The sequence below is a fragment of the Rhodococcus sp. (in: high G+C Gram-positive bacteria) genome (assembly GCF_049591685.1).
In the GTDB taxonomy this organism is placed as follows: domain Bacteria; phylum Actinomycetota; class Actinomycetes; order Mycobacteriales; family Mycobacteriaceae; genus Rhodococcoides.
Genome location: NZ_JBAWFH010000084.1, coordinates 1 through 4822 on the forward strand (window position 1 = coordinate 1; position 4822 = coordinate 4822).

Below are 4822 nucleotides of genomic sequence, written 5' to 3' on the forward strand. Positions count from 1 at the left end.
GCGCTCAACTCCGATGGTTGGGGCTCGCAGCTCAAGGTGGTTCGGGTCAACGACTGGACCACCGAGTGGACGTACGGCGATGTCATCGACGTCGTCAGCGGTGCCGGTGCGAATCTCGACGCCATACTCCTGCCCAAGGTGGAGTCGGCGCAGCACGTGCACGCCCTCGACCTGTTGCTGACGCAGGTCGAGAAGACGAACGGCCTGCCCGTCGGCGCTATCGGGATCGAACCGCAGATCGAAAGCGCCCGCAGCCTGCGCAACGTCGACGAGATCGCCACGGCGAGCCCACGTGTGCAGACGCTCGTGTTCGGTCCGGCCGACCTCATGGCGAGCGTCAATATGCGCACCCTCGTCGTCGGTGAGCAGCCGGAGGGCTACGACACCGGAGACGCCTACCACCACATTTTGATGACGATCCTGTTGGCGGCTCGCACCCACGGCCTGCAGGCCATCGACGGGCCGTACCTGCAGATCCGCGACGTCGACGCCTTTCGCCGAGCTGCGGGTCGAACCGCCGGACTCGGCTTCGACGGCAAATGGGTACTGCATCCCACCCAGATCGACGCGGCCAACGAGATATTCAGCCCCCGACAGGCCGATTTCGACAAAGCCGAGGACATTCTCGAGGCGTACGAATTCCATACGTCCGCCGAAGGTGGAGCGCGGGGCGCGGTGATGCTCGGCGACGAAATGATCGACGAGGCCAGCCGCAAGATGGCGTTGGTGGTCTCGGCGAAAGGCCGAGCGGCCGGGATGGTGCGAACACGGTCGGCGCAGGCACAATAGGGGAATGACAAATCCTCTCTCGCAGCCCAGCCGTCCCGGTCAGGGACTCCCGACGCCGCCGTCCGGTTGGCCGATCGGGTCCTACCCGACGTACGCCGAGGCGCAGAAGGCCGTCGACTACCTCTCCGATCAAGAGTTCTCCGTACAGGACGTCACCATCGTCGGAGTCGACCTCATGCAGGTCGAACGCGTGCTGGGCCGGTTGACGTGGCCCAAAGTCATTGGCGGCGGCGTCGTTTCGGGTGCCTGGCTCGGACTCTTCTTAGGTCTCGTGTTGGGAATCTTCACCAACGGCAACATCGTCGGTGCCCTCATCATCGGCATCGTCGGTGGCATCGTGTTCGGCCTGATTTCCGCCGCCATTCCCTACGCGGCAACCAAGGGCCAGCGCGACTTCGCATCCAGCATGCAATTGGTCGCGGGGCGCTACGACGTTCTCTGCGAGCCGAAGAGCGCAGAGCGGGCACGCGACATGTTGGCCAAACTTTCTCTGTAGGTTCCCTCTCAGGTTACGGAATAGTCCCAATTCCCCCTCCCGCCCGGGTAGTTCGGTTACGTTTCTTTACGTGCAGGGCAGTGAACGGCAATGAATGCTGCACACGTGAACGAAATTACGGAGGCGGAAAGTGCCGAGACAACGTGGTCCTAGGCCTGCAAACGCAACCAGAATAGGGGTGCTGGCTGCCGCGGCACTGGTCGCGAGTCCGTTGCTGGCGGCCTGTGGGTCGTCGGACACCAGCACACCGGTGCTGAGTTTCTACACCGCGGCGGACGGCGCCGAGCAGTATGCCGCCGCCGCAGAAGAATGTTCGGCGGCGTCGAGCGGCCGCTACAAGGTGGAGCAACGAACACTCCCCAAGAGCGCCAACGATCAGCGACTCCAGCTCGCCCGGCGACTCGCGGGCAACGACGACTCTCTCGACCTGATGACGCTCGACGTCGTGTGGACGGCCGAGTTCGCCGAAGCCGGCTGGGCGCTTCCCGTTCCGGACGACCTCGCCGCGAGCCTCGAAGGCGGAGCCACACTCGAAGGCCCCCTCGCCACCGCCCGTTGGCAGGACCAGCTGTACGCGGTTCCCCTCAACTCCAACACCCAGCTGCTCTGGTACCGCCCCGATGCCGTGCCGGGCGGAGCGCCGCCGCAGACGTGGGACCAGATGATCGACATGGCCGAAGCCAACGCCGCTGAAGGCAAGCCGGCATACATCGGCGTTCAGGCCAAGCAGTACGAGGGCCTGATGGTGTGGTTCAACAGCCTCCTTGTCAGCGCAGGCGGCCAGGTCGTCGGTGACGACGGCACCACCGTCGAGCTGAACGACACCCCGGAGCACCGCGCAGCCACCCAGAAGGCACTCGAGATCATGAAGCGGGTCGCCACCGCCGACGGCCACGACCCGTCGATCTCGCAGACCGACGAGGCAACCGCCCGTTTGGGAATGGAGGCCGGCAACTCCGCGTTCCAGGTCAACTATCCGTTCGTGCTGCCCGGCATCAAGGAGAACGCCGCCGCGGGTGCAGTTCCGTACCTCGATCTCACCACCGTGCCTGCGGAGCAACAGGACGCCGCCATCGCCGAGGTGTTCCGCAGCGCGCCGTACCCCGCCGTCGTACCGGATACGCCCGCGAAGGTCACCATCGGCGGCTTCAACATCGGCGTCGCGAAGACCACCCAGAACGAAGAACTGGCCTGGGAGGCCGTGGCCTGCCTCACCAACGAGGACAATCAGCGCAACAACGCCGTCAACGGCGGCGTGCCTCCGGTGCTTGCCCAGCTCTACCAGGACCCCGAGTTCCAAGCCGTCTACCCGGCCTGGGAAGGCGTTCTGGATTCCATCGAGAACGCCGCCGTCCGTCCGGTCTCGCCCGCGTACCAGAGCATCTCGATCCTTCTCGCCGACGCGCTCAATCCGCCCCAGGACATCGACCCGGTGGCCGACGTGGACAAGCTCGCCGATCTGGTCTCCAAGGCAGTCAATTCCGAAGGGCTGATTCCATGAGCGCAACGTTGGACAAAGAGGAAGTCCTGAAAAAGGTCTCCGACGGCAAGAAGGCCGAACGCAGGTTGGGCCTGACGCTCATCGCGCCCGCCGCCATCATGATGTTGGCCGTCACCGGCTACCCCATCCTCTACGCCTTCTGGCTGAGCTTGCAGAAGTACAACCTGGCGTTCCCCGACGACCGCGAATTCGTCGGGCTCGCAAACTACGTCACCGTGCTCACCGACGGCTACTGGTGGACGGCATTCGGCGTCACCGTCGCCATCACCGTCATTTCGGTGATCATCGAATTCGTCCTCGGTCTCACGGTCGCACTGATCATGCACCGCACCATCTTCGGCCGCGGACTCGTCCGCACCGTCGTGCTCATCCCGTACGGCATCGTCACCGTCGCAGCGGCATACAGCTGGTACTACGCGTGGACGCCGGGCACGGGTTACCTCGCCAACCTGCTGCCCGACGGCAGTGCGCCGCTCACCCAGCAGTTGCCCTCCCTCGCCATCGTCGTCCTCGCAGAGGTGTGGAAGACGACTCCGTTCATGGCCCTGCTGCTCCTCGCCGGCCTCGCGCTCGTACCCGACGATCTGCTCAAGGCAGCACAGGTCGACGGTGCCGGAGCGTGGACCAGGTTGGTGCGCATCACGATTCCGCTGATGAAACCGGCCATCCTCGTCGCGCTGCTCTTTCGCACCCTCGACGCCTTCCGCATCTTCGACAACATCTACGTTCTGACCAAGGGCAGCAACGGCACCGGCTCGGTGTCGATCCTCGGTTACGACAACCTGTTCGGTGCTTTCAACCTCGGACTCGGCTCGGCGATCAGCGTTCTGATCTTCTTCTGCGTCGCCATCATCGCGTTCGTGTTCATCAAGCTGTTCGGTGCATCGGCACCGGGCTCCGACGACGGAGGCCGCAAGTAATGACGACCGTAACGCCCCGGAAAAAAGTCGGCTGGACCGTCATCAACACGCTCGTACTCCTGTACGCGCTGGTTCCGTTGGCCTGGATCATCAGCCTGTCGTTCAAGTCGACCGCCACCATCGCGGACGGCAAGTTCATTCCCACGTCGATCACCTTCGACAACTACAAGGGCATCTTCCAGACCAACCAGTTCACCTCGGCCCTGATCAACTCGATCGGCATCGGCCTCATCACCACCGTCATCGCCGTCGTCATCGGAACCATGGCCGCGTACGCCGTCGCGCGACTCGATTTCCCGGGCAAGAAGGCGCTCGTAGGTGCCGCGCTGCTCATCGCGATGTTCCCGCAGATCTCGCTCGTGACACCGCTGTTCGACATCGAACGAGCCATCGGACTCTTCGACACCTGGCTCGGCCTGATCATTCCGTACATCACCTTCGCGCTGCCGCTCGCGATCTACACCCTGTCGGCGTTCTTCCGCGAGATCCCCTGGGAGCTGGAGAAGGCAGCCAAGATGGACGGTGCCACGCCCGCACAGGCTTTCCGCAAGGTCATCGCACCGCTCGCCGCGCCGGGTATCGTCACCGCCGCGATCCTGGTGTTCATCTTCGCCTGGAACGACCTGCTCCTCGCCATCTCGCTGACAGCAACGGAACGCTCGATCACCGTGCCTGCCGCGATCTCCCAATTCACCGGTAGCTCGCAGTTCGAGGAGCCCACCGGGTCGATCGCCGCGGCAGCCGTGGTCATCACCATTCCGATCATCATCTTCGTGCTCTTCTTCCAACGACGCATCGTGGCGGGCTTGACGTCCGGCGCAGTGAAGGGATAACCGTCATGGCCGAAATCGTTCTCGACAAAGTCACCAAGCTCTACCCCGACGGCGCCGCCGCGGTGAGCGACGTCGACATCACCATCGCCGACGGTGAATTCATCATCCTCGTCGGGCCCTCCGGCTGCGGAAAGTCCACGACGCTCAACATGATCGCGGGCCTCGAGGACATCTCGTCCGGCGAACTGCGCATCGCCGGGGAACGCGTCAACGAGCGCGCACCCAAGGACCGCGACATCGCCATGGTGTTCCAGTCGTACGCGCTGTACCCGCACATGACGGT

General features: G+C 64.0%; 6 protein-coding genes. All 6 read left to right on the top strand.

All coding sequences use genetic code 11. From position 1 onward, the window contains the following. Positions 1 to 789, top strand: a 789-nt coding sequence (locus tag WBQ44_RS03890; RefSeq protein WP_495565423.1) for an HpcH/HpaI aldolase/citrate lyase family protein, incomplete at its 5' end; no start/stop codon positions are given. 4 nt (positions 790 to 793) lie between these two features. Then, positions 794 to 1285, top strand: a complete 492-nt coding sequence (locus tag WBQ44_RS03895; RefSeq protein ID WP_495565424.1) for a YflT domain-containing protein — start codon at positions 794 to 796, stop codon at positions 1283 to 1285. A 178-nt stretch (positions 1286 to 1463) separates the two neighbouring features. Continuing rightward, positions 1464 to 2786 carry an extracellular solute-binding protein gene (locus WBQ44_RS03900; RefSeq protein WP_495565425.1) on the top strand — a complete coding sequence of 441 codons (1323 nt, stop codon included), beginning with the start codon at positions 1464 to 1466 and terminating at the stop codon, positions 2784 to 2786. Further along, entirely contained in the window at positions 2783 to 3706 is a 924-nt protein-coding gene (locus WBQ44_RS03905) for a carbohydrate ABC transporter permease (protein ID WP_495565426.1), read from the top strand. The genes WBQ44_RS03900 and WBQ44_RS03905 overlap by 4 nt, the downstream gene beginning before the upstream one ends. Beyond that, positions 3706 to 4539: a carbohydrate ABC transporter permease gene (locus WBQ44_RS03910; protein WP_495565427.1), complete on the top strand. Its 834-nt coding sequence runs from the start codon at positions 3706 to 3708 to the stop codon at positions 4537 to 4539. The genes WBQ44_RS03905 and WBQ44_RS03910 overlap by 1 nt, the downstream gene beginning before the upstream one ends. Positions 4540 to 4544: 5 nt before the next feature. Further along, positions 4545 to 4822: ATP-binding cassette domain-containing protein (locus WBQ44_RS03915; protein WP_495565428.1), on the top strand; the 278-nt coding region annotated here is incomplete at its 3' end.

What these genes read in the sequence shown, in the direction of transcription:
- WBQ44_RS03910 (WP_495565427.1), top strand. Translation starts at nt 3,706, where the DNA reads ATGACGACCGTAACGCCCCGGAAAAAAGTCGGCTGGACCGTCATCAAC.
- WBQ44_RS03895 (WP_495565424.1), top strand. Translation starts at nt 794, where the DNA reads ATGACAAATCCTCTCTCGCAGCCCAGCCGTCCCGGTCAGGGACTCCCG.
- WBQ44_RS03905 (WP_495565426.1), top strand. Translation starts at nt 2,783, where the DNA reads ATGAGCGCAACGTTGGACAAAGAGGAAGTCCTGAAAAAGGTCTCCGAC.